This window comes from Pedobacter chinensis (assembly GCF_003339865.1).
GTDB classification, from domain to species: domain Bacteria; phylum Bacteroidota; class Bacteroidia; order Sphingobacteriales; family Sphingobacteriaceae; genus Pedobacter; species Pedobacter chinensis.
On the sequence record NZ_QPKV01000003.1, the window covers coordinates 1,128,047 to 1,154,839 of the forward strand.

A 26,793-nucleotide genomic window follows, 5' to 3' on the forward strand; every position below is an offset into this window, starting at 1 on the left:
ATGAAAGTTAGATCATCAATTAAAAAACGTAGCGCTGATTGTAAGATTATTCGCCGTAAAGGTAAACTTTACGTTATCAACAAGAAAAATCCTAAATACAAGCAACGTCAGGGGTAATTAAAAATATTGTAATGTACCGTACAACGGTGGCCCGCCGTTCGGAATTACTTAAAAACATAAATAAATATGGCAAGGATTTCAGGTATTGATTTACCAAGAAACAAAAGAGGAGAGATCGGTTTAACTTATATCTATGGTATAGGTAGAACAACTGCACAACGTATTCTAACTACTGCAGGTATCGATTTTAACAAAAAAGTACAAGACTGGTCTGATGATGAGTTATCAGCGATCCGTACGATGATTAACGATGAGATTAAAGTGGAAGGTGCTTTACGCTCAGAAGTTCAGTTAAACATTAAACGTTTAATGGATATTGGTTGTTACCGTGGTTTACGTCACAGAAAAGGTTTACCTTCTCGTGGTCAGCGTACTAAAAACAACTCACGTACACGTAAGGGTAAGAGAAAAACAGTTGCTAACAAGAAAAAGGCTACTAAATAATCATTAGTAGAACGTAATAAACATGGCTAAGAGTAAAAAAGTAACAAAAAAACGTATCGTTGTAATTGAGCCTGTTGGTCAGGCGCATATCAATGCTACTTTCAACAACATTATCGTTACCTTAACAAACAACAACGGACAGACTATTTCATGGTCTTCTGCTGGTAAAATGGGCTTTAAAGGTTCTAAAAAGAACACGCCGTATGCAGCTGGTCAAGCAGCTTCAGATTGCGGTAAAGTTGCATTTGATTTAGGTTTACGTAAAGTTGAAGTGTTTGTAAAAGGTCCGGGTTCAGGTCGTGAATCTGCAATCAGAACTTTGCAAGTAGCAGGTATCGAAGTAACATCTATCAAAGATATTACTCCACTTCCTCACAACGGATGTCGTCCTCCTAAAAAGAGAAGAGTTTAATTAATTTTAAAGCTAAGAATCTTCAGTTACAGGCTGAATGATACTTTAAAAACAGAAAAAAATGGCAAGATATACAGGCCCAAAATCAAAAATCGCCCGTAAATTCAGAGAACCAATCTTCGGTCCTGATAAGGTGTTAGACAGAAAAAATTATCCTCCTGGCCAACATGGCGTTTCAAAAAGAAGAGGAAAACAATCTGAGTATGCGATCCAGTTAATGGAGAAACAAAAAGTAAAATATACTTATGGTGTATTAGAAAAGCAGTTCAGTAACTTGTTTAAAAAAGCATCTTCACGTGCAGGTATCACAGGTGATAACTTACTTCAATTATTAGAAGCACGTTTAGATAACACAGTTTACCGTTTAGGTATTGCAACAACCCGTTCTGGTGCACGCCAGTTAGTTAGCCATAAACACGTTACCGTGAATGGTGAAGTTGTAAATATCCCTTCATATCAGTTAAAAGCTGGTGATGTAGTTGCGGTTCGTGAAAAATCAAAATCTTTAGAATCAATTACTAACTCAGTTGCAGGCAGAACTATTAATAAGTTTGCTTGGTTAGAGTGGAATGCCAGTGAATTAACCGGTAAATTCTTAACCTATCCACAACGTGATGAGATTCCTGAAAACATTAAGGAAAACTTAATCATCGAGTTATACTCAAAGTAATAAATAATATAGTTAATTACCTCAAAAGGGTAATTAACTTTTTTCATATTACTATACATTCAATAACGAATTTAAAAAAATATAAATGGCAATTTTAGCATTTCAGAAACCAGACAAAGTGATCATGCAGAAATCAACAGATTTCGATGGCACATTTGAATTTCGTCCTTTAGAGCCCGGTTTCGGTGTAACAATTGGTAATGCCTTAAGAAGAATTTTACTTTCTTCATTAGAAGGTTATGCTATTACTACTATTCGTTTTTCAGGCGTTTCGCATGAGTTTTCTACCATGAAAGGTGTTGTAGAAGATTTAACTGATATCATCTTAAATTTAAAACAAGTTCGTTTTAAGAAAACAGGTGATTCTGGTGATGCTGAAAAAGTTTTCATCATTGTTAACGGTCAGGATCAGTTCAAGGCTGGTGATATCACTAAATTCTCTAACAACTTTACAGTTTTAAACCCTGAGCATGTAATTTGCAACATGGATAAATCTGTTACTTTAGAAGTGGAATTAACCATCAATAAAGGACGTGGTTATGTACCTGCTGAAGAAAATAAAGTTGCTGATGCTGTTGTAGGTGTAATCGCGATCGATTCGATCTACACTCCAATGAAAAACGTAAAATACACAATTGAAAACTTCCGTGTTGAACAAAAAACGGATTATGAGAAATTGGTATTAGATATTTCTACTGATGGTTCAATTCATCCTGAAGAGGCATTAAAGGAAGCGGCCAAGATTCTTATCCAACACTTTATGTTATTCTCTGATGAGAACTTAGTATTAGAATCTCAGGCTAAAGAAGAAACTAAAGAGGTTGATGAAGAAATTTTACACATGCGTAAAATCCTTAAAACTGAATTAGTGGACATGGATCTTTCAGTGAGAGCATTAAACTGCTTAAAAGCTGCTGATATCCGTACTTTAGCTGATTTGGTTTCTTACGATGTTGCTGATATGTTAAAATTCAGAAACTTCGGTAAAAAATCTTTAACAGAGATTCAGGAACTGGTAAAATCAAAAGGTTTATCATTTGGTATGAACCTGTCTAAATTTAAGTTAGACGAAGAGTAAGATTAGTCTTGAGTCTTTAGTTAGGAGTCGTAAGTCTTCTTTTCTAAAGTCTTAACTAAAATAAATAATTTTTCACAGTGTATAATTCCCTCTGCGAAGAGACGGTATACACTTAATTAAAGAACAATGAGACACGGTAAAAAAGTTAATCACTTAGGCAGAACCGACAGCCACAGAAAAGCTATGTTAGCTAACATGGCTACTTCACTTATTAAGCACAAAAGAATTTCTACAACTTTAGCTAAAGCTAAAGCTTTACGTACTTATGTTGAGCCTCTTATCACTAAATCAAAAAATGATACTACTCACTCACGTCGTACAGTATTTGCTTATTTACAAGATAAAGAAGTAGTAACTATTTTGTTTCGTGAAGTTGCTGAGAAAGTTGCAAACCGTCCAGGTGGTTACACTCGTATCATTAAATTAAACAACCGTTTAGGTGATAACGCTGAAATGGCTTTAATTGAATTGGTAGATTATAATGAAATTTACGGTAAAAATGTAGAAGCTAAAGAAGAGAAGAAAACTACTCGTCGTGGTAGAAGCAAATCTGCTGCCGCTCCAAAAGCTAAAGAAGCGAAAGCTGAAACTGCTGAGGAAGTTGCTCCAGAAGCTGCTCCTGCTGAAGAAGCTCCGGCTACAGAAGAACCAAAAGGAGAATAATTTAATTCGCCTTAAAATGAAAAGTCCTGCTCGAAAGAGCAGGACTTTTTTTGTGCTTTTGGAATTTCTGTTGATCGTGATTGCGAAGCGCAAAGTAATCTCAATGCTTTGGCTTGATAACGATTGTTGTGTGATTACTTCATCGTCCCTTACCGCAATAACGACAGCGCAGATTGAAAAAGATCTGATATCACTGATGAACTATTGACCAATGAACTAGTGAATTAATCAAAGCAAACGTTTGTCTCATTTTTTCATTACATTATTATATTTCAACTATGTATCTATAAATTAGCCTAAAATAAACTGAAATGAAATTTAGGCTTTTTCTCCTGTCCATTCTCCTCTCACAAGTATCGTTGCTACACGCTCAAACATTGAAATACTCCAATGGAAACAATGAATGGAATCCTGATTCTTTAGGAAATCATCGTGTTGTGGTTCAATTTAACGGACAAGGTAAAATTGCGCATGTAAAAATAGATTGGAGAAGACGGGATGAACATCCTGAATTAAAAAAAATCATTGTACAAAATGCTAATGGTAAAAATGTTACGGTATCAGGTACGGCTAATTTTACCAGAGAAAGTGCTGATGTTTATTTTGAAGCTTCCGGAACAGGCAAATATTACATTTACTATCTCCCTTATAAAAACGAAGGACGTAGCAATTACCCTAAAGGTGTATACTTAAAAGCAGATGCTGGAAAAATAGCACAGCCTAATCAGGTAGCTGTAAACTCAACTGTATTGGAGATTCAATCAATCGATGCATTTAATTCTTTTTACCCAATGGAAGTGATTGCTACTGCAAAAGAAACGGCGGCAATTAAATCGAAATTCCCAACGGAGTCCTTTATCGTTTTTCCTGAAGACAGAATGTATCCGATCAAGATGCAAAATGATTTACCTTATCGATGGATTCAAAAAGGTGTTTCGGCCTCATTCACTGGTTCAGCGAGCAGAGGAGAGAATTATGCTTTTCAATTAGGGGTTTATGCATTAAAGGATTTAAAGGATGTTAAAATAACTTTTGGTGATTTAAAAACAGCTACAGGAAAAACCGTTCCCGCCAGGTTTATTAATTGTTTGAATACAAATGGATTAAGTTATGATAATAAACCTTTAACTGAAACGGTTAACGTTGGTAAAAGTAAAGTACAACCGATGTGGATTACCATTGATATTCCTAAAACTACATCAGCAGGAGTTTATAATGGTAAATTCAAAGTAAGTGCAAATGGCAAATCGAAGATAATAGATGTTAAATTAACTATTGGAAATGAGGTTTTAGCCGATGCAGGTGTAGGAACGCCAGAGAAACAAACGCGTTTAACCTGGTTAAATTCAAATTTGGCGCAATCAAACACAGTTGTTGCACCTTACACACCATTAACTATAGAGGGAAATGTGATTTCGCTTTTAGGCAGGAAATTTGAAATTAATAACGATGGTTTTCCTAAACAGATTCAAACTTTCTTTAATTCAGAAATGACGGGTTATACTGAAAAACCTAACAATATTTTATACGAACCCATTCACTTTCACTTTTACAATACGCCTAAAACTCAGGAGAAATTTGTTCCTGGCGATTTTAAGATTACAAGTAAAGAAAGCGGAACTGTAAAATGGGTAGCCACAAATACCTCCGAGAATTTAAAAATGGATATCGAAGGTACACTGGAGTTTGATGGATATGTTCATTATGTGGTTAAAGTTACTGCGTTAAAAGATGTTGGTTTCAGTAATGTAGATTTTCATATTCCGTTTGAAAAAAACTCGACCAAGTATTTAATGGGGCTTGGAGAGAAAGGTGGATTAAGGCCTGATACCGTAAAATGGAAATGGGATGTGGCAAATAAAAACCAGGATGCTGTTTGGATCGGAAACGTAAATGCGGGATTGTATTATAATTTAAGAGATGAAAACTATGTTCGTCCGTTGAATACGAATTTTTATTTGCAGAAGCCTTTATTATTGCCAAAATCGTGGGGAAATGAGAACAAAGGTGGGGTCCAGATCAATGTGAAAGGCAGTTCGATGTTAGCCGATAATTTCACAAGCGACCGAACTATGAAAAAAGGTGATGTACTTTACTATAATTTCAATTTACTGATTACTCCTTTTCATCTGATCGATACCCATTTTCAATGGAATAATCGTTTCTATCACAAGTATGGAAATTTAGACTCTATCAAAACCACTGGTGCCACAGTTGTGAATATTCATCACGCAACGCCAATAAATCCATGGATAAATTATCCTTTTATCGAATGGAAAAAAATGAAAAACTATATTGATGAGGCACATCACAAAGGCTTAAAAGTTAAAATATATAATACTGTCCGCGAGTTATCTAACCATGCTTATGAATGGCCAGCTTTACGGAGCTTAGGTACCGAGGTTTACTCGCCTGGAAAAGGCGGTGGTTTCAGTTGGTTGCAGGAGCATTTGGATTCTAATTACATTGCTGCCTGGTTTGTACCCGAAATCAAAGATGCAGCCGTTATAAATGGCGGAATGAATCGCTGGCACAACTATTATGTTGAAGGAATGAACTGGTTGGTGAACAATGTTGGAATAGATGGCGTATATCTTGATGATGTTGCTTTTGACAGGATAACCATGAAACGTATTAAACGCGTTTTAACACAAAATAATCATCCTGGAATTATCGATTTACATTCAGCTAATCAATACAATAAAAGCGATGGATTTAACAACAGTGCCATTTTATATCTGGAACATTTTCCTTATTTAAACCGTTTGTGGTTTGGTGAATATTTCGATTATGAAAAGAACAACCCTGATTTCTTTTTAACAGAGGTTAGCGGAATTCCATTTGGTTTGATGGGAGAAATGCTTCAGGATGATGGCAACCCATGGAGGGGAATGCTTTATGGGATGACGAGCCGCTTAGGTTGGTCAGATAAAAGTGACCCAAAACCTTTGTGGAAAGCCTGGGATGATTTCGGAATTAAAGGATCGGAGATGATAGGCTATTGGAGCGATAATTGCCCTGTTAAAACCGATAACTCAAAAGTTTTGGCAACAGTTTACAAGCAAAAAGACAAGACGATGATTGCCTTAGCCAGTTGGGCAGAGGGAGATACCAGGGTTAATTTAACTATCGATTGGAGCAAACTGGGCTTGAATGCAGATAAGGTAAAAATATCAGCCCCGAATATTGATAAATTTCAAACTGCTGGAAATTATCCCGAAGGGAAATCAATTCCGATAGAAAAAGGAAAAGGTTTAATTTTGATTGTGGAATAAGTTTAGTTCATAACGGAAGAAGTCAAGTTTTTAAAACTTGACTTCTTCCGTTTTATTACTGGTTATATCTTCACATTCTGCATTCCATATTGTTTCAATACATCATCAGGAACGCCAGTCCATTGGTTTGGCGCATTACCTGCATAACCAATATCTTTCACACCAATTTCTGTAGTGTAAAAACCAGATGCAGTAAGATTTCTCATTCGATTGAAAAACGTTACGCCTACCCGAACTTCAGGTTTTGCTTTTTTCGGATAAGCAATTTCATCAACAATAGAAATCTGCTGATCGGGTGATGCATCTATAAATGATTTATTGAATTTGTTAAAGCAATAAACATCGAGCCATTTCAATCCTCCACGCATTGGGATTTTATGTTCAGGGATATCTTTCACTATAAATTCGATAAATTCTGGCACTTTTGCATCTGATGCACTTCCAGATACTTCATCCTTCGGAATGATAATATCTGCTAAAACGGTAATAGTAGCCATTTCATGTTTAGTGAAAAAGGTTTCTGCTTTCAGTTTTTTATCCCGATCAATTTCCCACTGTTCTCTTCCCGCTTCTTTAGCAGTTTCTTCAGGAGCTGCAACTTCAGTTTTTGTTTCAGGTTGCTTACAGGCTTCTAATAATACAGCTGTGCTGACAGCAGTTAAACCTAATGCTTTTATGGAATCACGTCTGTTCATGTTGTAATTCTTAAATGTTTTGTTTTTTCTTTTGAGCTAAAATATATTCTGCGGTTCTCATAGAGAGTGCTAAAATTGTCCAGGTAGCATTTTTATCGCCTTGCTGTACAAAAGGACCAGCATCAACTACAAATAAATTTTTGCAATCGTGCGCCTGGCAATATTTGTTCAAAGCAGATTTTTTTGGATCATTGCCCATGCGGATAGTACCAACTTCATGAATGATTTTTCCTGGCGGAAGTAAGCCGTAATTGGTTTCAGGGCCTTGAATTTCTGAAGTAACCACACCACCCATTTCTTTCATCATGTGGAGAAATGTATCCTGCATGTGTTTTGCCTGCAAAATCTCTTCTTTGGCCCATTTGTAGTGAAATCTCAAAACGGGAATACCAAACTTGTCAACGGCATTCGGATCAATTTCACAATAATTATCCTCTCTGGCAATCGCCGTCCCTCTTCCTGCCATTCCTATTGTTGTTCCATAAAAACGACGATAATCATCTTTTAATGATTTTCCGTAACCTCCTGCATCTTTCATTTTGCCATCTCTGCCCGGAACCATTCCGTTCATTTGCTCAACGCCTCCACCAAAGCCATAAGCAGGCATTCCCATTCCGCCCCAATATTCGATGTGGTAGCCACGGGGGAAATTCAGTTTTTTATTATCAAGCCACCATGGAGAATAAATATGAACACTTCCTAAACCATCTTCATTGTAACGTTTTCTGTCCATTAATTGTGGAAGAAATCCGGAAACACTTACACCTGTAGAATCGTGAAGGTATTTGCCCACCACTCCGCTACTGTTCGCTAAACCATTGGGATGAGATGATGATTTTGAATTTAGCAGAATACGGGCTGATTCGCAGGCGCTTGCACCAAGAATAACCATTTTGCCATTTACCTGGTATTCCTGCAAATCCTTTCGGTTTACATAAGAAACTCCTCTTGCTGAGCCATCTTTATCAGTAATTACCTCACGAACCATTGCTTCGGTAATTACCGTTAAGTTTCCTGTTTTTACCGCTGGAATTACCAAACATGATGATGAGGAGAAATCGCCATAAACTTTACAGCTTCTGCCACATTGCCCACAATAAAAACACGGTGCCCGATCACTATTATTTGGCAAAGGTTCAGTTAATACAGAGCCACGACCCGTTATTACCTTTACGCCAGCTTTATCTGCACCTTTTTTAATAAATAGTTCTGTTAATCTTGGCTTGGGTGGTTTCATGAAAATTCCATCAGGTTCATTTGGTAAACCTTCTTTGGTTCCGTAAATTCCAATTAAGCGATCAACTTTATCATAAAAGGGTTTCACATCATCGTAAGTAATCGGCCAATCATCTGTTAAACCATCTTTAGCCTGAAAATCCAATGGTCCCATTCTTAAAGATATTCTTCCCCAGTGATTGGTACGGCCGCCAAGCATTCGCGATCTGAACCACTCAAATTCAGTTTTATTTTTGGTTGTATAAGGTTCGCCCTCTAATTCCCAGCCACCATAAGATGCATCAAAGTCGCCAAAAGGACGAACGGTACTTGCACCACGGCGGGGCGATTCCCATGGCCATTTTAACTGATGGGCATCTATTCTGGGGTCAAAATACTGACCGGCCTCGAGCATTAATACTTTTTGACCAGCATTGGCCAGCACGTATGCAGCCATTCCTCCACCTGCACCAGATCCTACTATAATGGCATCGTAAACGGTAGGCGATTTTTTTATTTGAAAGTCACTCATGAACAATGGTTAGAAATAAAATGATTTCCTAATCTAAAACTAAATTCTTTTAAATAAAAGTGATTATTTATTTTGGAATGATTACAGATTAATGTTGAATTAGAATACAACTAAATCGTATTACTTAAATCGCCCAGTTCAGTATTAATAGTGGTTTTACGATAAAAGATAAAAACGAGCCGGTCCACAAAGTCGCTCATTTGTTACATTCATAAATAGGTAGATGGTGTCTGATTAAACTTGATTATCTTTGTGCTTTGGAAAAAATATGCTGCAGTCTCAATCATTAGAATTGTTTATTTCAAGTCTGAAAAATAGTTTAGATTCATCGGTTTTCGTTAAAATTTCTTTGGGGAACTATAAAGGAAAGGAAGAGGGTTTAAAGCAAATTATTGTTCGTAAGATAATCATTAAGCGTGAACATAAATTTGCCTTTACTTTTCGTTATAAAACCCGCGATGTGATTAAAAACTACTCCAGTGCTGAAGCAATAGCCTTAATTGAAGATTATTTAAATACTGGTTTTAAAATTGGTACGCTATTTACCACCGAGAAAGATTTAATTCTGGAAGAATTGAATAGTGGTAAGGTTGTTTTAAGAGAATTGAAAGCTTCAACTAAAGAGGCTCCGTCTGCTCATCACGATAGAGAAAAAAGCAGGTTGATTCAAACGAATTCAAAATCTTATTTAACCGAGCTTAAAATCACAGATGCTGATGGGAAAGTTTTTAAAAATGCACAAGATAAGTTTCGTCAGATTAATCATTACATCGAAATTTTAAGTTCCTTAATTAAGGAATTGCCTGAAGGAACAATTAAAAAAGTTGCCGATATGGGTTCAGGCAAAGGCTATTTAACTTTTGCCCTGTATGATTATTTGCATTCGGTTTTAAAATCGGATGCTGAAGTTGTTGGTGTAGAATACCGCCAGGATATGGTTGACCTGTGTAATGGTGTTGCCAAAGAATCTGACTTCGATAAATTAAATTTTGTTCAGGGAACCATTGAAGATTACAAGGCCGATGACGTGAATTTATTAATTGCACTTCATGCCTGTGATACAGCAACTGACGATGCGATTTTTAAAGGAATTAAAGCTAATGCCGAATTGATTGTTGTTGCTCCTTGTTGCCACAAACAAATTCGTAGAGAAATTGAGAAAAACAAAGTAAAGAACGATGTTTCGTTTTTAACCAAATATGGTATCTTTTTAGAACGTCAGGCAGAAATGGTTACCGATGGTATTCGTGCTTTGATTTTAGAGTATTTTGGTTATAAAACTAAAGTATTCGAATTTATTTCTGACGCGCATACGCCAAAGAATGTACTTGTAGTAGGAGTGAAGAAAAGTCCGAAGTCTTTAGTCGGAAGTCCGAAGAACGAAGAGCAAAAGAGAATTTTAGAGAAGATTAAAGCGAGTAAAGAATATTTCGGAATTGGCTACCATCATTTAGAGAAATTGTTGGAATTGTAAGATTTTCAAAACCTTTTGGTTTTTAGAATGAATGCGCTGTGGGTTTGTGGTCGTCATGCTGAATTTAGTTCAGCATCTTTCCTGCTAAGCCGCCTTGCAATAAAGACTCTGAAATAAATTCAAGGTGACGGCAGTGTTAAACATAAATCCAAAGCAACACTGGTTTTTTCTTCGTCTTTAGAAGCGTGTCGATTTTTCGCATTGTTTCGTCAGATAAACTTTTAGTTTTTAGAATGAATGTGCTGTGGGTTTATTGTCGTCATGCTGAATTTAGTTCAGCATCTTTCCTGCTAAGCCGCCTTGCAATGAAGACCCTGAAATGAATTCAGGGTGACGGCAGTGTTAAACATAAATCCAAAGCAAAAGAGGCTTTTTCTTCGTCTTTAGAAGCGTGTCGATTTTTCGCATTGTTTCGTCAGATAAACTTTTAGTTTTAGAATGAATGTGCTGTGGGTTTGTGGTCAAGCCTACAGGTGCAATAAAATCAATGCAACTAATGCAGGGATTGATTGTACATAAAGAATTTTCTTACTGGCGGTTGCTGCTCCGTAAATACCAGCTATAAGCACACAGGTTAAAAAGAATATGGATACATGAAATTTCCAGTGATGATCGTTTATGCATAATGACCAGATCAAACCCGCCGCCAAAAAGCCATTATACAATCCCTGGTTTGCTGCCAAAGTTTTTGTTGGCGGGAATAATTCTTTTGGTATGGTTTTGAAAACTTTTGGCGCTCTGGTTGTCCAGGCGAACATTTCCAGCCAAAGGATATAGATGTGAATGATGGCGATTAAGCCGATTACGATTTGTGCTGCTGTTTGCATTTTGAATTTGGTTTAACGATTGAATATACAATAAATTTGGTTTATTTATTGCCCTTGATTTCAACCAACGGATTTTATTATGTCTTGGCCAAACAGGCTTTTTTCTTTTTCTTGATAAAAAGAAACAAAAACCGAGCATTTCTGCGAGCTCATGAATGCAGTTAAAAACAAATAGACACTGATGAATAATCAAGGCTTGCGAAGTTTTGTTGTAAATCCTCAATAAATTTTTTGGCGTAATCCTAAGCCGTTTAACCAAACATTTTAACACAAACTTTCCTATCAGTAATACCAAACTCCCCTCCTTATTTTCAAGAAGGGGTTGGGTGGGTGGTTTATTTCCCAAAAGCATCAAAGTTGGTTCATTAAACCCGATGGGAGCGGGCACGTAGCATCAGCCCTTGTGGCTGATCGCGAAGTAAAGCGTACAGCGGGGCAGGTGTTTCCGAAGAAATACTGACATTCGTTTTCAAATCATTTTAAAAAAATTAACCTTCGCTTTAGTCTTCCAGCTTTAACATTTTAGCCCAATTCTGTCATGCTGTCAGTAAACCGTTACCTCATTTTTTACATTTTATCAGTCTTTTACCAATATTATCTGCCAAAAACCAATTGGCACAAGCATTGTTTAATAGGAGTAGAAATTATAATACTTTAAAAAGAGAAATTAAAAATACAATGGGAAAAATTATTGGAATAGACTTAGGAACAACAAACTCTTGCGTGAGCGTAATGGAGGGCAATGAGCCTGTAGTTATTGCGAACAGTGAGGGTAAACGTACTACACCGTCTATTGTTGCTTTTGCAGAAAACGGTGAGCGTAAAGTTGGCGAGCCTGCTAAACGTCAGGCTATAACCAACCCAACAAAAACAATATATTCAATTAAACGCTTTATGGGCAGCAGCTACGACGAAAGTGCGAAAGAAGCTGCTCGTGTACCTTATAAAGTGGTTAAAGGTGATAACAACACACCACGTGTAGAAATCGACGACAGAAAATATACTCCACAAGAGATTTCTGCGATGATTTTACAGAAAATGAAAAAAACTGCTGAAGATTTCTTAGGCCAGGAAGTTACTGAAGCGGTTATTACAGTACCAGCTTATTTTAATGATGCACAACGTCAGGCTACTAAAGAGGCAGGCGAAATCGCAGGTTTAACTGTAAAACGTATCATTAACGAACCAACTGCAGCTGCTTTAGCTTATGGTTTAGATAAAGCGCACAAAGACATGAAAATTGTTGTGTTTGACTGCGGTGGTGGTACTCATGATGTTTCTGTTCTGGAATTGGGTGATGGTGTTTTCGAAGTAAAATCTACTGATGGTGATACACACTTAGGTGGTGATGACTTTGATCACGTGATTATTGATTGGTTAACTGATGAATTTAAATCAGAAAACAGCATGGATCTTTCTAAAGATCCGATGGCTTTGCAACGTTTAAAAGAAGCTGCTGAAAAGGCTAAAATTGAGTTATCGAGCACTACTTCAACTGAAATTAATTTACCATATATTACTGCTGATGCTAGTGGCCCTAAACACTTGGTACGTACATTAACCCGTGCTAAATTTGAGCAATTGGCTGATAGCTTAATCAAACGTACTATCGATCCTTGTAAATCGGCGTTGAAAAATGCTGGTTTAAGCACAAGCGATATCGATGAAATCATTTTAGTTGGTGGTTCAACCCGTATTCCTGCTATTCAGGAAGCAGTTAAAGCTTTCTTTGGTAAAGAGCCAAGTAAAGGTGTTAACCCTGATGAGGTTGTTGCTATTGGTGCTGCTATTCAAGGTGGTGTGTTAACTGGTGATGTGAAAGATGTATTGTTATTAGACGTTACGCCTTTATCATTAGGTATTGAAACTATGGGCGGTGTAATGACCAAATTAATTGAGTCTAACACAACTATTCCAACCAAAAAATCAGAAACTTTCTCCACTGCAGCTGATAACCAGCCTTCAGTAGAAATTCATATTTTACAAGGTGAGCGCCCAATGGCTGCTCAAAACCGTACAATTGGTCGTTTCATTTTAGATGGTATTCCACCAGCACCTCGTGGTGTGCCTCAGGTAGAAGTATCTTTTGATATTGATGCGAATGGTATTTTACACGTAAGTGCTAAAGATAAAGCTACTGGTAAAGAGCAAAAAATCCGTATTGAAGCATCTTCAGGTTTAACAGATGCAGAGATTCAGAAAATGAAACAAGAAGCTGAAGCTAACGCTGATGCTGATGCAAAAGCTAAAGAAGAAGCTGATAAAATTAACGGTGCTGATGCTTTAATTTTCTCTACAGAGAAACAATTAAAAGAATTTGGCGATAAATTATCAGCTGATAAAAAAGCACCAATTGAAGCTGGTTTAGAGAAATTAAAAGCAGCACACAGTGCCCGTAACTTCGCAGATATTGATGCCGCACAAGCTGAATTGCAAAATGCATGGAACGCAGCATCAGAGGAAATGTACAAAGCCGGAGAGCAACCTCAGGGTGGTGAACAACCACAAGCAGATGGTCAGCCTCAAGGCGGTGGCGATAACGTTACTGATGTTGATTTCGAAGAAGTGAAAGAAGAGAAATAAGTCTGGAGTCTTCAGTCCTAAGTCGAGAGTCTTAGGCAAATAACAAATAATATAAAAAGCGTTTCTGATTAATTTCAGGAACGCTTTTTGTTTTTAATGGCATTTTTCTAAGTCGATCGTCATTGAAATGGCGGTTTTTATAAGTCCGCTGCCTGAAGCCAAAATGGCCATAAATTAGCGGCGAGTTACATAAACGCTCTTCATTACGAGATGCGAAGCAATCTTAATGCTTTTAATTAATGTTATTTAATTAATCCCACCTATTTGTTGTAGGATTTTTTATGCTTAATCTATTTTTATTAATGGTATTCAAGCTTGCTTCGCATGTGCTTCTTACCTCGCAATAACTTTGGAAGTTAAACTAAATTTTCTTCAATAATATCTTGTAACTCTTTTTCATTTAAAGATAATTCGGAGAGTAATTTAAACTGATTTCTTGCCCGATCTAAATTTTTTGTCGGATAATTTATAGGGTAGTAAATGTTATCATTTAAAAAATCAGTTAAAAACCGCAAGGCTTGCATGTAGATAATATACTTACCCGAAAATAAAATCAATTCTTTTTCAGTTGCTGTTAAAATTCCCTTCATTTCCGAAAGGTACCCTTTAATCATGGCCTCAAAATATGGTAATCTGATCTTAATTTTGGTTAAATCAGTTTCATTTTCAGAAAAAGCACAAAGATAAGTACGCATCATGTCACCCAAATCTGAGATGAATTTTCCAGGCATAATGGTATCTAAATCAATTACACAAACACCTTCAAAAGTTTCTGCATTTAATAGTACGTTGCTGATTTTAGTATCGTGGTGCATTACGCGATCCGGAAAATCAGTTCTATGGGTATATGAATTGTAGTAATCTAAAATGTAACGATGATCCAACGCATGATCGATTTCTAGCTTCGCTAATCCTTTTAGTTGTTTTGTTGTTTGGTTTAAGGCGAGTGTAAATTGCTCAAAACGTAATCCTAAATCGTGGAAACCTGGAATGGTTGGCTCCAGTGTATTGGCGTTAAAATTATTTAATAACCTGCTTAATTTACCGAATTCTTTCGCAGCTTCATAAGCTTGCTTAGGTTCACTTAAAACATCAAGAGATACTGTTTTTGAAACAAACGGCAGCATTCGCCAATATTCATGATTTACATAGGCCATTTCTTCTCCATCAACAGTTGTAATTGGTTTTATGAAAAGATAATCAGGATAGTTTTTGGCCAGATAATCAGATACAGCCTTTAAGTTTTTTGCAATCGCTTGTGGATCTTGAAAAACAGCAGTATTGATATTTTGCAGGATAAATTTTTTATCCTGCAACAAAGGTGAAAGCAAATATGTCCGGTTAATTAACCCTGAACCTATTTGTACAATATTTACATTTTCTTTAGTGTATCCGTACGCCTTTAAAACTTCGGAATCTAAATTCAGCTCCATAGCTTTGTAGGGTATGTTCCGTTTTTAACTAACTGATCAATACAATCCTGAACAAAAGGTTTGTCTTCTTTATAAGTTACGCCAAACCATTGGTTTGATGTTGGCACTACTTTAAATGTTGCAATATTGCTTTTTACCAGGGTTTCACCAATAAGCGGAATAAAAAATTCTGCTTTAGGTTTATCTTTATTTTCCATGGCAAATGTTCTGAACATGTCTTCTGTGATTTTGAAAACCGCAGGTGTAAATCCCCAGAAATTCATTGAAACAGGAGTATCAAAACTTAACGGATATTTCTTATCATCTTCTTCATAAACTATAGTGCCATTTTCCTGGTAAACTTTAGTTCTTTCTACAATTTCTTCTAAATTTCCTGATTCATCTACTTTACAAACACCTCGGGAAACTGCACCAAAATCAGATAATGTTTTTCCAATTTCGTAACCGATAATAGAATAATTACTATCAGTGGCTTCGCTGGTTAAAAAATCAACCATCTTTTTATAGGCATCAAAACCATAAAAATCATCAGCATTTATTACACAAAATGGTTCCTTAATTACATTTCTGCCAGAAAGAATTGCATGAGCAGTACCCCAGGGTTTTTCTCTGTAAATTTCTTCTTCAATGCCAAATTGTTTTAAATCGAAATTCTGGAAAACATAATCTACTTCAATTCTCCCCTTTAATTTTGGATCAAAAATAGCTCTGAAATTATCTAAAAATTCTTCTTTAATGATAAATACAACTTTACCAAAACCAGCTTTAATTGCATCATATATTGAATAATCAATGATGGTTTCTCCATTTGGGCCAAAGCCGTCAATCTGTTTCATGCTTCCGTAACGGCTGGCCATTCCGGCAGCCAGTATTAATAGGGTAGGTTTCATATTGCGAAAATAGTAATAGCCCTTTGTTTTTCATTGGAACGGACTATTGTTTTAATTTATATTTTAATTTAGATCTGAAAATTTTCGTAGTAAGTACGAATAACCATTTGAGATATATTGTTAATTGTTAGAAACCGAAGAGCCCGCCTCCTCTGCTTTTAGTCTTTTTGCCGGTAATCATTCCAAAAATGCCGCGAACAATCTCTTTCCCTATTTGCCGAGTTATAGTTGCACCCATAACCTGCTCAACAATGCTTTTTTCATTTGATTTAGACTTGCTTTCTACCTGCTGTTGTTTTTGAGCTGCAGCTTCTTGCTTTGCCTGTTCTGCAGCAGCAATTTGTTCATTTATACGTTTTGTTAAAATTTCATAGGCACTTTCAGGATCGATAACGTCCTTATACTTCGTATACATCGGACTTGCCTGAATTACCCGTTCAAAATCAGCAGAAGTTAAAGGACCCATTAATGCACGTGGGGGAGTAAGCATGGTTGCTGAAACCTCAGTTGGAATTCCTTTTTCATTTAATACTGTAACCAAAGCCTGACCGGTGCCTAAAGCGGTCAGTACTTTATCTATTTGGTAGAAATCTGATTTAGGATAGGTGTTAACGGTTTTCTTTAATGCATCAACATCATTTGGTGTAAATGCCCGTAATGCATGTTGAACTCTGTTCCCTAACTGTCCTAAAACGCTTTCAGGTACATCTGTAGGTGCTTGCGTACAAAAGAACACACCAATGCCTTTGGATCGGATTAGTCTGATAATCGTTTCTATCTGCTCTAAAAATGCTTTTGATGAGTTTTTAAATAACAAATGTGCCTCATCAAAAAAGAAGATCAGCTTTGGTTTGTCAAGATCGCCAACTTCCGGCATTGTATTAAACAGCTCTGCCAGTAAGCTTAATAGAAAAGTAGAGTATAAAACCGGCTGATTTTGTACATCAGCAATATTTAACAAGCTTATAGTGCCTTTTCCATCAACCCTCTCAAATAAATCCTGAATATCAAAAGATTTTTCTCCAAACATTCCACCCAAACCTTGCTGCTCAATGGCCACAATTTTTCTGAGAATTGTACCAGATGTTGCAGTAGAAATGCTGCCATAACTCTCCTTGATTTCGGCAGCTCCGGCTCCTTCTGATAAATAAGAAACTAATTTTTTTAAGTCGTTTAAATCAATTACAGGCATTTTATTGTCATCGGCATATTTAAATATTACCGCCATAACACCAGCTTGTGTATCATTTAAATCAAGCACTTTTGATAAAAGGGTAGGGCCAAACTCCAATACTGTAGCACGCATTTGAGCACCCATTTTACCGGATAATGAATATATTTCTACTGGAAAGCCCGAGGGGGAAAAGGGTTTGTTTAATTGTTGAGCCCGTTCTTCAATTTTTGGATTGACGGTTCCTGCCTGATGCAACCCCGATAAATCTCCTTTAACATCCAGCATAAAAACCGGAACTCCTTCATCTGATAACTGTTCAGCTAATAGTTGTAAAGTTCTGGTTTTACCGGTTCCGGTGGCACCAGCTATTAAACCGTGCCTGTTCATCATTTTTAATGACAGGTTAACTTCAGCATCACTGTAAACTTGTCCATCCAAAATCCCTGCGCCTAAATAAATATAAGAGCCCGTTGGGGCATAGGATGATTTTATTTTTTCGATGAACTTAGAAGACAAATCACTCATTTTTTTTAAAATTAGTTCGCCAATTTAAGAAACTAATCTTAAAAAGAATGTTTTTTCAGTTTCACTTTTTATGCAAATCTTTACACAAACGATTGATTTGCACCTTCAATTAATCTGCTTATAATAATTTAGTTCATTTTTAAGTGAGTTAATCTCATTCTGCATTTCATTGAGTTGATTGAGTAGGTGGGCTACAGCGTGTAAGCCTTCCAAATTAATTTCTAAATCATTACTCAAACGTAAGTATCGTTCTAACTTGGTAAGTTCATCACTGTTCAAAAAAACTGTTTTTTTAACTATTGTAGTATGGATCAAACCAAAATCTTCCAAAGATTGGATGAAATTAATTTTTACCTGATGATAAGTACACACGTCATCAATTGATATTAAATTGTTTTCCATAATGTTTAGCTTTTGGAAAGTTTTTCGAATAATTCTTTTTGCTCAGCGTTAAGGTTTGTAGGTAATTTAACCTGCCATTTGATGTATAAATCGCCAAATTGATTTTCTTTTTTATAGATAGGAAAACCTTTGCCCTTAAGCCTTAAAGTAGTGTCAGGTTGTGTTCCCTCTGGTATTTTAAGCTTAACTTTCCCATTTAAAGTTTCAACTATTTTCTCTCCTCCCAGAATTGCGGTGTATAAGTCTATTTCTTCATGAATATAAATATCGTTTCCTTTTCTTTTAAATCTGGGATGATCGGTAATATTAAATTTGATGTATAAATCTCCGGGAGGGCCATTGTTTACACCAGGTTCCCCATATCCCGGTAATTTAATTTTTTGAGCATTTTCTACACCGGCTGGAATGGTTATTCGAACCTGTTTGCCGTTTACAGTCAATGTTTGCTTATGTGTAGTGTAGGCATCAAGCAGATTCAATTGCAAATCTGCATTGTAATCTTGTCCTTTAAAAGGTGAATTCCGGCCGCTTCTGCCACCTCCACCACCAAACATAGAAGAAAAGAAATCAGAAAAATCATCGCTACCAAAATTGCCCGAGTAATTCCCTCCACCAAAACCGCCGCCGCCTTGCGACTGATATTGACGACGTTGCTGTTCCTGCGCATCCAACTGATCAGCGTGTTGCCAATCTTTACCGTATTTATCGTATTTCTTACGTTTTTCAGGGTCACTTAAAACTTCATTGGCCTCATTGATTTGCTGAAATTTTTTATTAGCCTCTTCATTGTTTGGATTTAAATCAGGGTGATGTTTTCTTGCTAATTTCCTATAGGCTTTTTTGATATCCTCAGTTGAGGCGTCTTTCTTTAAATCGAGGATTTTATAATAATCAATATAGTCCATGTTTTTTCTAACAAATAAGTGCTTGTTATGTTCCGTTTTAATAAGATAAATTTAAGCGGAATTCAAGGAATTTTCAATGTGTTTTTATTTTAAACAAATCATGCCATTGTAATCAAAACAGTTTTACCATTGTTATGATTAGAAGCAAAAAAAGCCCCTATTGGAGCTTTTAAAAGTATAACAATAGAGAGAAATTATTTTTTTGCTTTTACATATTTTTCCAGCCACTGATCTTCTTCCCAAAGCGTGTGTAGTATGTTTTCCTTACCACGATATCCATGCGCTTCATAAGGTAAAAATACAAAACGAGTAGTTCCGCCTGCACCTTTAATTGCATTAAATAAGCGCTCGCTATTAATTGGGAAAGTTCCAGGATTATCATCCGAGTCACCATGAATTAATAGAATAGGAGTTTTAATTTTATCAGCATAGCTGAATGGGCTCATTTCATAGTATAATTGAGGTGCCTGCCAATAAGTACGTTCCTCATTTTGGAAGCCAAATGGTGTTAATGTACGATTATAAGCACCACTTCTGGCAATTCCAGCAGCGAAAAGATCAGTATGCGCCAATAAATTAGCCGTCATAAAGGCACCATAACTATGGCCTCCCACTGCCATCCGCTTTTTGTCGCCCACTCCTAAATCAGATAATTTATTAATGGCTGCTTCAGCATTTAATTTTAATTGCTCAATAAAGGTATCGTTAGGTTTTTTGCCATCTTTAGCAACAATTGGCATTTCTGCATTATCTAAAATAGCATATCCTCTGGTTACCCAATAAATAGGTGATCCCCAGTTTATTGCCGTAAATTTATCTTTCGATCCACGAATTTGAGCCGCATCAGCTGCTGAGTTAAACTCACGCGGATAAGCCCAAATCAAGGTAGGTAACGGACCATCTTTATCCTTATTATAACCTCTTGGCAAATATAAGTCACCAGTTAAATCAACGCCATCAGCGCGTTTATAAGAGATTTTTTCTTTGGTAATTCCCTCTAAAGATGGATAAGGATTTGCAAAATCAGTAATTGGCCGATCTGCAACACGCAGAACCAGATTTTTGATATAATAGTTCGGAACAAGTTTCTGACTTTCTTTTCTGGTCAGTAAAATTAATTGATCAGGATTAATGACATCGCTCACATACTCATAAGTTCCTTCAGCACTGCGCCATATGATTTCATTCTTTTTAGATGAAAGATCAAACTTAGCAAGAAAAGGTAAATCTCCTTTTTCTGATGAACCAACGGGGTTATTCATTAATAGTTTTGTGCCATTATCAACTGTTTTAATTACCTGACGGCCATACTTGTTTTTTACCGTTACCGGTGAACCGGGATTACCATAGGCATCAGTTTGGTTGCGGCTATATAATTCCTCTACAGCACCGGTTGTGGGATTGTATCTGCTTACTTTTGATGTTTGTTTGCTTCTTAAACCTTCCATAACCAAGGCAAGGTTTGCATCTCCCCATTGAATGCCACGATAACGGGTTTGTGTTTTAAACAATTCCTTTTCGGTTCCGGTAAACGGCGCACTTAATGCGTAAACAGCATCATGAAACGGAACGTTATTTTTGATTAAACCACTATCTAAAGGTTTGGCCCAAACAATTGTAGCAGGTTCATCATCTCTCCAGTCAAAACCACGGGCTACATTTTGAGTATTATCATAGCCTGATGGGGTTCCTTCTGATGAAGGAAGCTCAGCAATAACTTTAACTGGTTTTCCTGCTAAATCTGTAATGGTTACCGTTGATGGGAAGCCATAAGCAGAAACAAGGTAAGAGAATGGTTTGCGAATGGTTTCAACCATCATATAATTTTTATCAGGTGATAAGCTTACTCTTGCATAAATTGAAGGTTTCCCAATTGGGGTTTCTATACCTGCTGTGTTTTTTACCAACTGAGACGTGGCAAAAAACTCAAATAATTGCTCGTCAAAAGGCGATTTAATTAAGTCCTGATAAGTTGCACTCGGCGCTGCCTTGCCTAAATTTTGCTGAATGGTTGGGCCTTTTGGCATTAAAGGTTTTGTTGGCGCAGCGCTTGCTGGTTTGGTAACAGTACGATAAATAATTGTGTTATCATTTAACCAGGTTAAGCCGCTGCCTAAAACCACGTTTAAATAGGCTTTGTTGGTTTTTGTGGCTTTTTTAGTTGCAATATCTATAATGTAAAGGTCTACACCCTTTTGTGTGGTATTAGTGAATGCAATTTTATTTTCAGAAGGGTTCCAGCTTAGGTTTCCAGCATATAGTGGAGTTGGCAGGCCTGTAACCTGAAAAGTTTGATTCGATTTAATGTTCTTTAAGCTGAAATTATTGATATAATTCTGTCTGCTTGGAGAATAGTTATTTGGGTTTAATCTTAGTCCGGCGATTCGATATTCAGGCATCGCCAATTCTTCCACTGAAGGATAAGAATTACGTTCGCTAAATAATATCCATTCGGCTTTCCCATCGATACTTACACCGGGAGTAGGTTTTGCCAACAATAAATCGGCAATTTCCTTTGGCGGTGTTTGATAGCTGATCGCATCCTGAGCAGTTGCATTCAAAGAAACACATACACCAGCTATTAAAAAATAAAATTGTAGTTTTTTAATCATTTCAAGTTAGTTTTTTCTAAATAAGGGAGACTCAAATATTGCAAAATTTAAATTGTTGTAGCGTAACTTCTTATTTACAGAGGTTTTCTGTTTGGAGAAATGATTTTGCTCTTTATTTAAGAACATGCTATTTTAATATTTCATGGCAACAGTTTTTATTGGAATTGCATCGCTTTAGGGATAAAGGCTATTTATTCTGCTTACAGAATTTGCGATCATTTCTTTCAAAATTTGTTGGTCTATATCGGCTAGTTTTTTAATGTACACGCAAGCCTTGCCTGTTTTATGTTTGCCAAATTTTGAGAGCAGTTGTTCCCGATCTTTAAACTGAGATGAAAAGTACAAAGCAATAGCATCTTTTCTTGGTGAAAAACCAACCAAAGGAGCATCGCCCGTTCTACCACTTTCGTATTTATAGTGGTAACTGCCAAATCCGATAATCGCAGTTCCCCACATTTTTGCATTATAACCTGTTGTATCAACCATTAATTTAACAAGTTCAAAACAGTCTGCTTTTTTATTTTCATCAACTATTCCATTTAAGAAATCGGCAACACTTAAATTGTTTTCGATGGTTTTGTTTAGTGCCATTTTTAAGATTTTTTTAATATCCGGATATAGTAAATTAAGATATAATTTACCTTAATTAACAGGCTTATTGTTTATGATTCTGCCTTTTTGCAGAAAAAAATGCTAAAATATCTTATGATGTATACGTAAATATACGCTTTTAGCTACCGTTTTTTACGGTCAAATTTAACTTTTACACAGAAAAACATGGTAAAATATTGATGTATGTCAAAAAATGCACATGTTTTATACAAACTTTTACGCTTTTATATAAATTTGATATGTCAATCGTCCCCTATATTGATTTAAGTAATTTTTAAGCAAAAAAATTAATTATCTCGATGACAACTCAATTAAAACACGGTGAAGTTCTGGAGCGCATAGTGCGCCGGGACCGTATGGGAATTAGCGAACTTTCAAGGAAACTGAATGTAAGCAGAAGAACAATTTATAACTGGTTTGGCCAGGACAGACTTAGCTATGAAGTGATCTGGCAAGTTGGTGCTTTGCTAGGTCAGGATTTTTCCACTTCTTTTCCCGATGTATTTCCAAAAGAGAATCAGGAAGGCTTAGGTGCAATGGAATCCAGTAAGCAATCTGGTGCTGAATCAAACTCTGTTTATTTTTGGATGAACAAGTACATACATTTGTTGGAAAAATATAACGACTTGTTAAGCATGGAGGCGCAACAGGCTCAGGCAGAACACCAACCCAAAACCCTGCGACTTAGGAATATAAAGAACTGAAACTTTGTTGTATCAGTAGATTGTTATCTCGATTAGTCTAAATCATTGTTAAAGTTTTCAAAGGCATGCCAAAAGTTAAATGATAATTCCAAACATTGGGCGGCCTAAGGAAAACAGTATTTGATTATAATTCTAACACCATGCAATAAAGAATAGATATTCATTAATATTTGCTTCAATTTAACGCTCTTTAAATTGCTTTGGCAAACAAAAGAATAGCCACTTATTTTAATAAGCGGCTATCTTTTTTTTAAAGGATTTTCCTTTTATGGTGTGCCTGCCCTCCGCGGATCTCCCGCTCACAGGACTTTTTAATCTGTTGTATTTATGCCTAACAATTTACGTAAATGTTGGTTTGACATCATGAAATAATTTTGCACAAAACAATAAAAATGTTAATAACTTAGAAACGTTTAATCAAACATTAAAGAGAAAGCCCAGTTATTTAAAAGGCTGTAAAGTTCTAACCCAATTGATTAAATCACGAAATGACATCAGCTATTATTTTATTTAATTGTAATTGCTAAGTTTTACAAGAAAGTTTTTATATTCAGAATTTCGTCTTTAAATAAATGAGTGATCAAAATTATCTCCTGAGTAATGAGCAATTACTGGATGTTTTTAATTTAACACATACTGCAACAGCCATACATGTTGGCGAAAATGCTACCATCCAGACAGCAAATGATGCAATGCTGAAGATTTGGGGAAAAGATAGAAGTGTTATTGGTAAATCATTGGAAGAAGCGCTTCCAGAACTTAAAGGGCAACCTTTTATTGACATGTTTAAAAAAGTATGGAGAGAAGGGCTAACCGTTTCGGGAAAGGACACCGCAGCAGATTTAGAGATTGATGGTAAAATTCAGACCTATTATTTCGATTTCGAATACAGAGCTGTGAAAGATGATAAGGATAAAACCATTTGCATCCTACATACTGCAATTGATGTTACAGAAAGGTTCTTAAAAAAAGAAGCGATAGAACAAGCTGCTGAAAAGGAACTTGCGCTGCAAAGAGAACAAGCACTTAATGAGGAGCTTGCAGCCACAAATGAAGAACTTTTAGCGACTAATGAAGAGTTACAGAATGCTCAGGAAAAACTATCTGTTTTAAATAATGAGTTAGAAGATAAAGTAGAAAAAAGACTTAGTGAACTTACTGAAAGTGAGGAACGGTTCCGTACCATGGCTGAAGGCACAGATATATTTATTGCTGTTGGCGATGAGACTGGAAATGCAGTATATTTTAATAAACCATGGGTAGCGTTATCTGGCAGATCTATGGAAGACTTACTCAAATTTGGTTGGGTAGATTTAATACATCCTGAAGACAGGGACCGTTATGTAGGAATTTACCTTAGAGCTTTAGAAAAACAAAAACCTTTTGCCGGAGAATTCAGGATATTAAATAAAGAAGGAAATTATTGTTGGCTCTTAGCCAGTGGTCAACCTCGTTTACATGCTAATGGTACTTTTGCCGGTTACATCAGTTCAAGTATTGATATAACTGATCGTAAGCTTATTGAAATAGAAAAACAAAACCTGGGCTCTTTAGTGGAAGCCAGTTCAGAATTTATTAGCCTGGCCAACTTAGATCATTCTATGCTGTATGCCAATCCTGCTGCCTTGCGAAAACTAGGCTGGAGTTCGGTTAATAATAAAACAATTCTTGACTGTATTTATCCGGAGGATCGGGGTGAAGCAAAAAATATCCTGAACAATTTGATTGAACATGGGAGATTTAAGCATGAAATCCGTTTCTGGAATGAGCAAACGAAAAAACCTTTTTGGATTGAATGGAATGGCTTTGCAATCAGAAACCCTGAAACCAGTGACATCATTGCGTTGGCAACTGTGAGTCCGGATATAACGGAAAGAAAACTTTACCAGGAAGAATTACAGGAAGTTAATGAAGAAATGGCTGCAGCCAACGAAGAACTTGCTGCAACAAATGAAGAGCTGGCGGCTACTAATGAAGAATTAGCCCAAACTCATAACGATCTCATCGAATACATAAAGAAACTTTCAGATAGTGAAGAGAAACTTCTTCAGGCCATAAGAACCGGTAAAATGGGTACCTGGAGCGTTAACCCGCAAACATTAAAAGTTACCATGTCTACTTTTGTTAAGGAATTGTTAGGCCTGGATATGGAAAAAGATGTGGAGATAGGAGAAGTGATGAAAGCAGTTCATCCTGATTACCGTCAGATGCTTTTAACAGCACTTGATAATGCTATTAATCATCATCTTTCCAGCGATACTGAATATCCAATAAATAATCTCCTTACCGGTGAAGAGAAGTGGGTAAGAGCTACAGGCATGGTGTTTTTAGATCAACAAGGTAATCCAACAGAATATTCAGGCATGTTTATGGATATCACTGAACGAAAACTTGATGAGTTGCGTAAAAATGATTTTATCGGAATGGTAAGTCATGAACTAAAAACGCCGCTTACAGCCATTAACGGCTTTGTACAGGTTCTGCAAAGAAAGGCTAAAACTACCAATGATGAGTATTCTTCGTTAGCTTTGGATAAGGCCTATATTCAGGTAAGAAAAATGACAGCCATGATTAATGGTTTCTTAAATGTGTCTCGTTTAGAATCTGGAAAACTGATGATTGACAAACGTCCGTTTAAACTGGATGAACTTTTACGGGAAACCATTGATGAATCTTTTATTTCGCCATCTACCCATCAGGTAACACTTGGATCATCCTGCGGGGTAATCGTAAATGGAGACAGAGATAAAATTGGGAATGTAATTTCTAATTTATTGAGCAATGCCCATAAATATTCATCAAACGGAACCAATATTGAGGTTAGTTGTAATATTACTGATGATGAAGTGATTGTAAATATTAAAGATGAAGGAATTGGTATTTCTCCTGAAGATGCCAAAAAACTTTTTGAAAGGTATTATCGTGTGCAGAGCAACCATACCATTTCTGGTTTTGGCATCGGATTGTATTTAAGTGCAGAAATTATTGAACGCCATCATGGCAGAATTTGGGTGGAAAGCGAAATTGGTAAAGGTTCGGTGTTTTCATTTGCCCTGCCACTAAAGTAGATGTCAAATTAATAAAAAAGGATAGGCTAAACAGCCTATCCCATATCTAAACCCAAACATGCGCTCAAACATGAATGAATTATAATTTAAACAGCAATATAGCATATTGGTTTTAATCAAACCAAATTTATTCTTCATAAAGATTAATCGTATTTAAATCTGGCAATCCATTAAAATAAGTAGATAATACTTCTTCAAATATTGGGTTGGTGTTTGGGATAATAGAAAACAAGGTCATTGACGAATGGAGTTTCAAATCATCCGGATAACCAAAAATATCGTTAGCACTCTTGCCTTTATGCTTTAATAGTTCTTTAGATATATCAATCAATCTCTTTCCAAGCAGAGGATGAGAGATTGTAAAATAAACTGTGTCAAAAGTCAAAATCACTAACTTTAGATACAGTTTATTATGATGAGAGAAGAACAGCTCGATTATGAGCTAATGAAACAAAAGGCCCTCGAGCAATTGCGCTCAGG

22 protein-coding genes are annotated in these 26,793 nt (G+C 36.3%); 11 read left to right on the plus strand and 11 right to left on the minus strand.

What is annotated here, in order from left to right; all coding sequences use genetic code 11:
* The 7 genes from rpmJ to DU508_RS10260 all read left to right on the plus strand — a co-directional run bounded on the left by rpmJ (position 1) and on the right by DU508_RS10260 (position 6,662).
* Complete coding sequence (gene rpmJ, locus DU508_RS10230; protein WP_010599887.1) at positions 1–117, plus strand: 50S ribosomal protein L36; 117 nt, start codon at positions 1–3, stop codon at positions 115–117.
* Between the two features lie 69 nt (positions 118–186).
* Positions 187–564 carry a 30S ribosomal protein S13 gene (gene rpsM, locus DU508_RS10235; protein ID WP_056097529.1) on the plus strand — a complete coding sequence of 126 codons (378 nt, stop codon included), beginning with the start codon at positions 187–189 and terminating at the stop codon, positions 562–564.
* 22 nt (positions 565–586) lie between these two features.
* On the plus strand, positions 587–976 hold the full coding sequence (gene rpsK / locus DU508_RS10240; RefSeq protein ID WP_010599885.1) for a 30S ribosomal protein S11: 390 nt from the start codon (positions 587–589) through the stop codon (positions 974–976).
* A 61-nt stretch (positions 977–1,037) separates the two neighbouring features.
* Positions 1,038–1,646: a 30S ribosomal protein S4 gene (gene rpsD, locus DU508_RS10245; RefSeq protein ID WP_115402670.1), complete on the plus strand. Its 609-nt coding sequence runs from the start codon at positions 1,038–1,040 to the stop codon at positions 1,644–1,646.
* Between the two features lie 85 nt (positions 1,647–1,731).
* Entirely contained in the window at positions 1,732–2,724 is a 993-nt protein-coding gene (locus DU508_RS10250) for a DNA-directed RNA polymerase subunit alpha (protein ID WP_056848536.1), read from the plus strand.
* A 126-nt stretch (positions 2,725–2,850) separates the two neighbouring features.
* On the plus strand, positions 2,851–3,387 hold the full coding sequence (gene rplQ / locus DU508_RS10255) for a 50S ribosomal protein L17 (RefSeq protein WP_115402671.1): 537 nt from the start codon (positions 2,851–2,853) through the stop codon (positions 3,385–3,387).
* A 311-nt stretch (positions 3,388–3,698) separates the two neighbouring features.
* Complete coding sequence (locus DU508_RS10260; protein WP_233509478.1) at positions 3,699–6,662, plus strand: glycoside hydrolase domain-containing protein; 2,964 nt, start codon at positions 3,699–3,701, stop codon at positions 6,660–6,662.
* Between the two features lie 62 nt (positions 6,663–6,724).
* On the opposite strand, the gene DU508_RS10265 is transcribed toward DU508_RS10260, so the two are convergent.
* The gene (locus tag DU508_RS10265; RefSeq protein ID WP_115402673.1) at positions 6,725–7,357 is read right to left on the minus strand and encodes a gluconate 2-dehydrogenase subunit 3 family protein; all 633 of its coding nucleotides are present in this window, start codon (positions 7,355–7,357) and stop codon (positions 6,725–6,727) included.
* A 10-nt stretch (positions 7,358–7,367) separates the two neighbouring features.
* Positions 7,368–9,104 (minus strand): GMC family oxidoreductase, encoded by a 1,737-nt coding sequence (locus tag DU508_RS10270; RefSeq protein WP_115402674.1) that lies wholly within the window; start codon positions 9,102–9,104, stop codon positions 7,368–7,370.
* A gap of 268 nt (positions 9,105–9,372) precedes the next feature.
* Here DU508_RS10270 and DU508_RS10275 point away from each other — a divergent pair, with 268 nt between their 5' ends.
* Positions 9,373–10,578 (plus strand): class I SAM-dependent methyltransferase, encoded by a 1,206-nt coding sequence (locus DU508_RS10275; protein WP_115402675.1) that lies wholly within the window; start codon positions 9,373–9,375, stop codon positions 10,576–10,578.
* A gap of 467 nt (positions 10,579–11,045) precedes the next feature.
* Here the strand turns inward: DU508_RS10275 and DU508_RS10280 are convergent, their stop codons facing one another.
* Positions 11,046–11,405 (minus strand): DUF1304 domain-containing protein, encoded by a 360-nt coding sequence (locus DU508_RS10280; protein WP_115402676.1) that lies wholly within the window; start codon positions 11,403–11,405, stop codon positions 11,046–11,048.
* Between the two features lie 678 nt (positions 11,406–12,083).
* Between DU508_RS10280 and dnaK the strand changes: the two genes are divergently transcribed.
* A complete protein-coding gene (gene dnaK, locus DU508_RS10285; RefSeq protein WP_115402761.1) occupies positions 12,084–13,988 on the plus strand; it encodes a molecular chaperone DnaK in 1,905 nt (634 codons plus the stop codon).
* Between the two features lie 356 nt (positions 13,989–14,344).
* Here dnaK and DU508_RS10290 read toward each other — a convergent pair whose 3' ends face one another.
* From DU508_RS10290 to DU508_RS10320, 7 genes are all read right to left on the minus strand, one after another.
* Entirely contained in the window at positions 14,345–15,421 is a 1,077-nt protein-coding gene (locus DU508_RS10290; protein ID WP_115402677.1) for a phosphotransferase enzyme family protein, read from the minus strand.
* Positions 15,412–16,311 (minus strand): nucleotidyltransferase family protein, encoded by a 900-nt coding sequence (locus tag DU508_RS10295; RefSeq protein WP_115402678.1) that lies wholly within the window; start codon positions 16,309–16,311, stop codon positions 15,412–15,414. The genes DU508_RS10290 and DU508_RS10295 overlap by 10 nt, the downstream gene beginning before the upstream one ends.
* 127 nt (positions 16,312–16,438) lie before the next feature.
* On the minus strand, positions 16,439–18,010 hold the full coding sequence (locus DU508_RS10300; protein ID WP_115402679.1) for a helicase HerA-like domain-containing protein: 1,572 nt from the start codon (positions 18,008–18,010) through the stop codon (positions 16,439–16,441).
* A gap of 105 nt (positions 18,011–18,115) precedes the next feature.
* Complete coding sequence (locus tag DU508_RS10305; protein WP_115402680.1) at positions 18,116–18,412, minus strand: chaperone modulator CbpM; 297 nt, start codon at positions 18,410–18,412, stop codon at positions 18,116–18,118.
* A gap of 5 nt (positions 18,413–18,417) precedes the next feature.
* Positions 18,418–19,317: a DnaJ C-terminal domain-containing protein gene (locus DU508_RS10310; RefSeq protein WP_115402681.1), complete on the minus strand. Its 900-nt coding sequence runs from the start codon at positions 19,315–19,317 to the stop codon at positions 18,418–18,420.
* A gap of 194 nt (positions 19,318–19,511) precedes the next feature.
* Positions 19,512–21,929 (minus strand): alpha/beta hydrolase family protein, encoded by a 2,418-nt coding sequence (locus DU508_RS10315; RefSeq protein ID WP_115402682.1) that lies wholly within the window; start codon positions 21,927–21,929, stop codon positions 19,512–19,514.
* Positions 21,930–22,103: 174 nt separating this feature from the next.
* On the minus strand, positions 22,104–22,520 hold the full coding sequence (locus DU508_RS10320; RefSeq protein WP_115402683.1) for a DUF1801 domain-containing protein: 417 nt from the start codon (positions 22,518–22,520) through the stop codon (positions 22,104–22,106).
* A gap of 320 nt (positions 22,521–22,840) precedes the next feature.
* Here DU508_RS10320 and DU508_RS10325 point away from each other — a divergent pair, with 320 nt between their 5' ends.
* Together DU508_RS10325 and DU508_RS10330 are read left to right on the plus strand one after the other, a co-directional pair.
* Positions 22,841–23,245, plus strand: a complete 405-nt coding sequence (locus DU508_RS10325; protein WP_115402684.1) for a helix-turn-helix domain-containing protein — start codon at positions 22,841–22,843, stop codon at positions 23,243–23,245.
* Positions 23,246–23,817: 572 nt separating this feature from the next.
* A complete protein-coding gene (locus DU508_RS10330) occupies positions 23,818–26,313 on the plus strand; it encodes a PAS domain S-box protein (RefSeq protein ID WP_115402685.1) in 2,496 nt (831 codons plus the stop codon).
* Positions 26,314–26,440: 127 nt separating this feature from the next.
* Here DU508_RS10330 and DU508_RS10335 read toward each other — a convergent pair whose 3' ends face one another.
* A complete protein-coding gene (locus DU508_RS10335) occupies positions 26,441–26,698 on the minus strand; it encodes a DUF1810 family protein (RefSeq protein WP_233509480.1) in 258 nt (85 codons plus the stop codon).
* Between the last annotated feature and the right edge of the window lie 95 nt (positions 26,699–26,793).

Bases quoted from the DNA above. Each gene is read 5' to 3' on its own strand.
- rpmJ (WP_010599887.1), top strand. From the start codon at position 1: ATGAAAGTTAGATCATCAATTAAAAAACGTAGCGCTGATTGTAAGATT.
- rpsM (WP_056097529.1), top strand. From the start codon at position 187: ATGGCAAGGATTTCAGGTATTGATTTACCAAGAAACAAAAGAGGAGAG.
- rpsK (WP_010599885.1), top strand. From the start codon at position 587: ATGGCTAAGAGTAAAAAAGTAACAAAAAAACGTATCGTTGTAATTGAG.
- rpsD (WP_115402670.1), top strand. From the start codon at position 1,038: ATGGCAAGATATACAGGCCCAAAATCAAAAATCGCCCGTAAATTCAGA.
- DU508_RS10250 (WP_056848536.1), top strand. From the start codon at position 1,732: ATGGCAATTTTAGCATTTCAGAAACCAGACAAAGTGATCATGCAGAAA.
- rplQ (WP_115402671.1), top strand. From the start codon at position 2,851: ATGAGACACGGTAAAAAAGTTAATCACTTAGGCAGAACCGACAGCCAC.
- DU508_RS10260 (WP_233509478.1), top strand. From the start codon at position 3,699: ATGAAATTTAGGCTTTTTCTCCTGTCCATTCTCCTCTCACAAGTATCG.
- DU508_RS10265 (WP_115402673.1), bottom strand. From the start codon at position 7,357: ATGAACAGACGTGATTCCATAAAAGCATTAGGTTTAACTGCTGTCAGC.
- DU508_RS10270 (WP_115402674.1), bottom strand. From the start codon at position 9,104: ATGAGTGACTTTCAAATAAAAAAATCGCCTACCGTTTACGATGCCATT.
- DU508_RS10275 (WP_115402675.1), top strand. From the start codon at position 9,373: ATGCTGCAGTCTCAATCATTAGAATTGTTTATTTCAAGTCTGAAAAAT.
- DU508_RS10280 (WP_115402676.1), bottom strand. From the start codon at position 11,405: ATGCAAACAGCAGCACAAATCGTAATCGGCTTAATCGCCATCATTCAC.
- dnaK (WP_115402761.1), top strand. From the start codon at position 12,084: ATGGGAAAAATTATTGGAATAGACTTAGGAACAACAAACTCTTGCGTG.
- DU508_RS10290 (WP_115402677.1), bottom strand. From the start codon at position 15,421: ATGGAGCTGAATTTAGATTCCGAAGTTTTAAAGGCGTACGGATACACT.
- DU508_RS10295 (WP_115402678.1), bottom strand. From the start codon at position 16,311: ATGAAACCTACCCTATTAATACTGGCTGCCGGAATGGCCAGCCGTTAC.
- DU508_RS10300 (WP_115402679.1), bottom strand. From the start codon at position 18,010: ATGAGTGATTTGTCTTCTAAGTTCATCGAAAAAATAAAATCATCCTAT.
- DU508_RS10305 (WP_115402680.1), bottom strand. From the start codon at position 18,412: ATGGAAAACAATTTAATATCAATTGATGACGTGTGTACTTATCATCAG.
- DU508_RS10310 (WP_115402681.1), bottom strand. From the start codon at position 19,317: ATGGACTATATTGATTATTATAAAATCCTCGATTTAAAGAAAGACGCC.
- DU508_RS10315 (WP_115402682.1), bottom strand. From the start codon at position 21,929: ATGATTAAAAAACTACAATTTTATTTTTTAATAGCTGGTGTATGTGTT.
- DU508_RS10320 (WP_115402683.1), bottom strand. From the start codon at position 22,520: ATGGCACTAAACAAAACCATCGAAAACAATTTAAGTGTTGCCGATTTC.
- DU508_RS10325 (WP_115402684.1), top strand. From the start codon at position 22,841: ATGACAACTCAATTAAAACACGGTGAAGTTCTGGAGCGCATAGTGCGC.
- DU508_RS10330 (WP_115402685.1), top strand. From the start codon at position 23,818: ATGAGTGATCAAAATTATCTCCTGAGTAATGAGCAATTACTGGATGTT.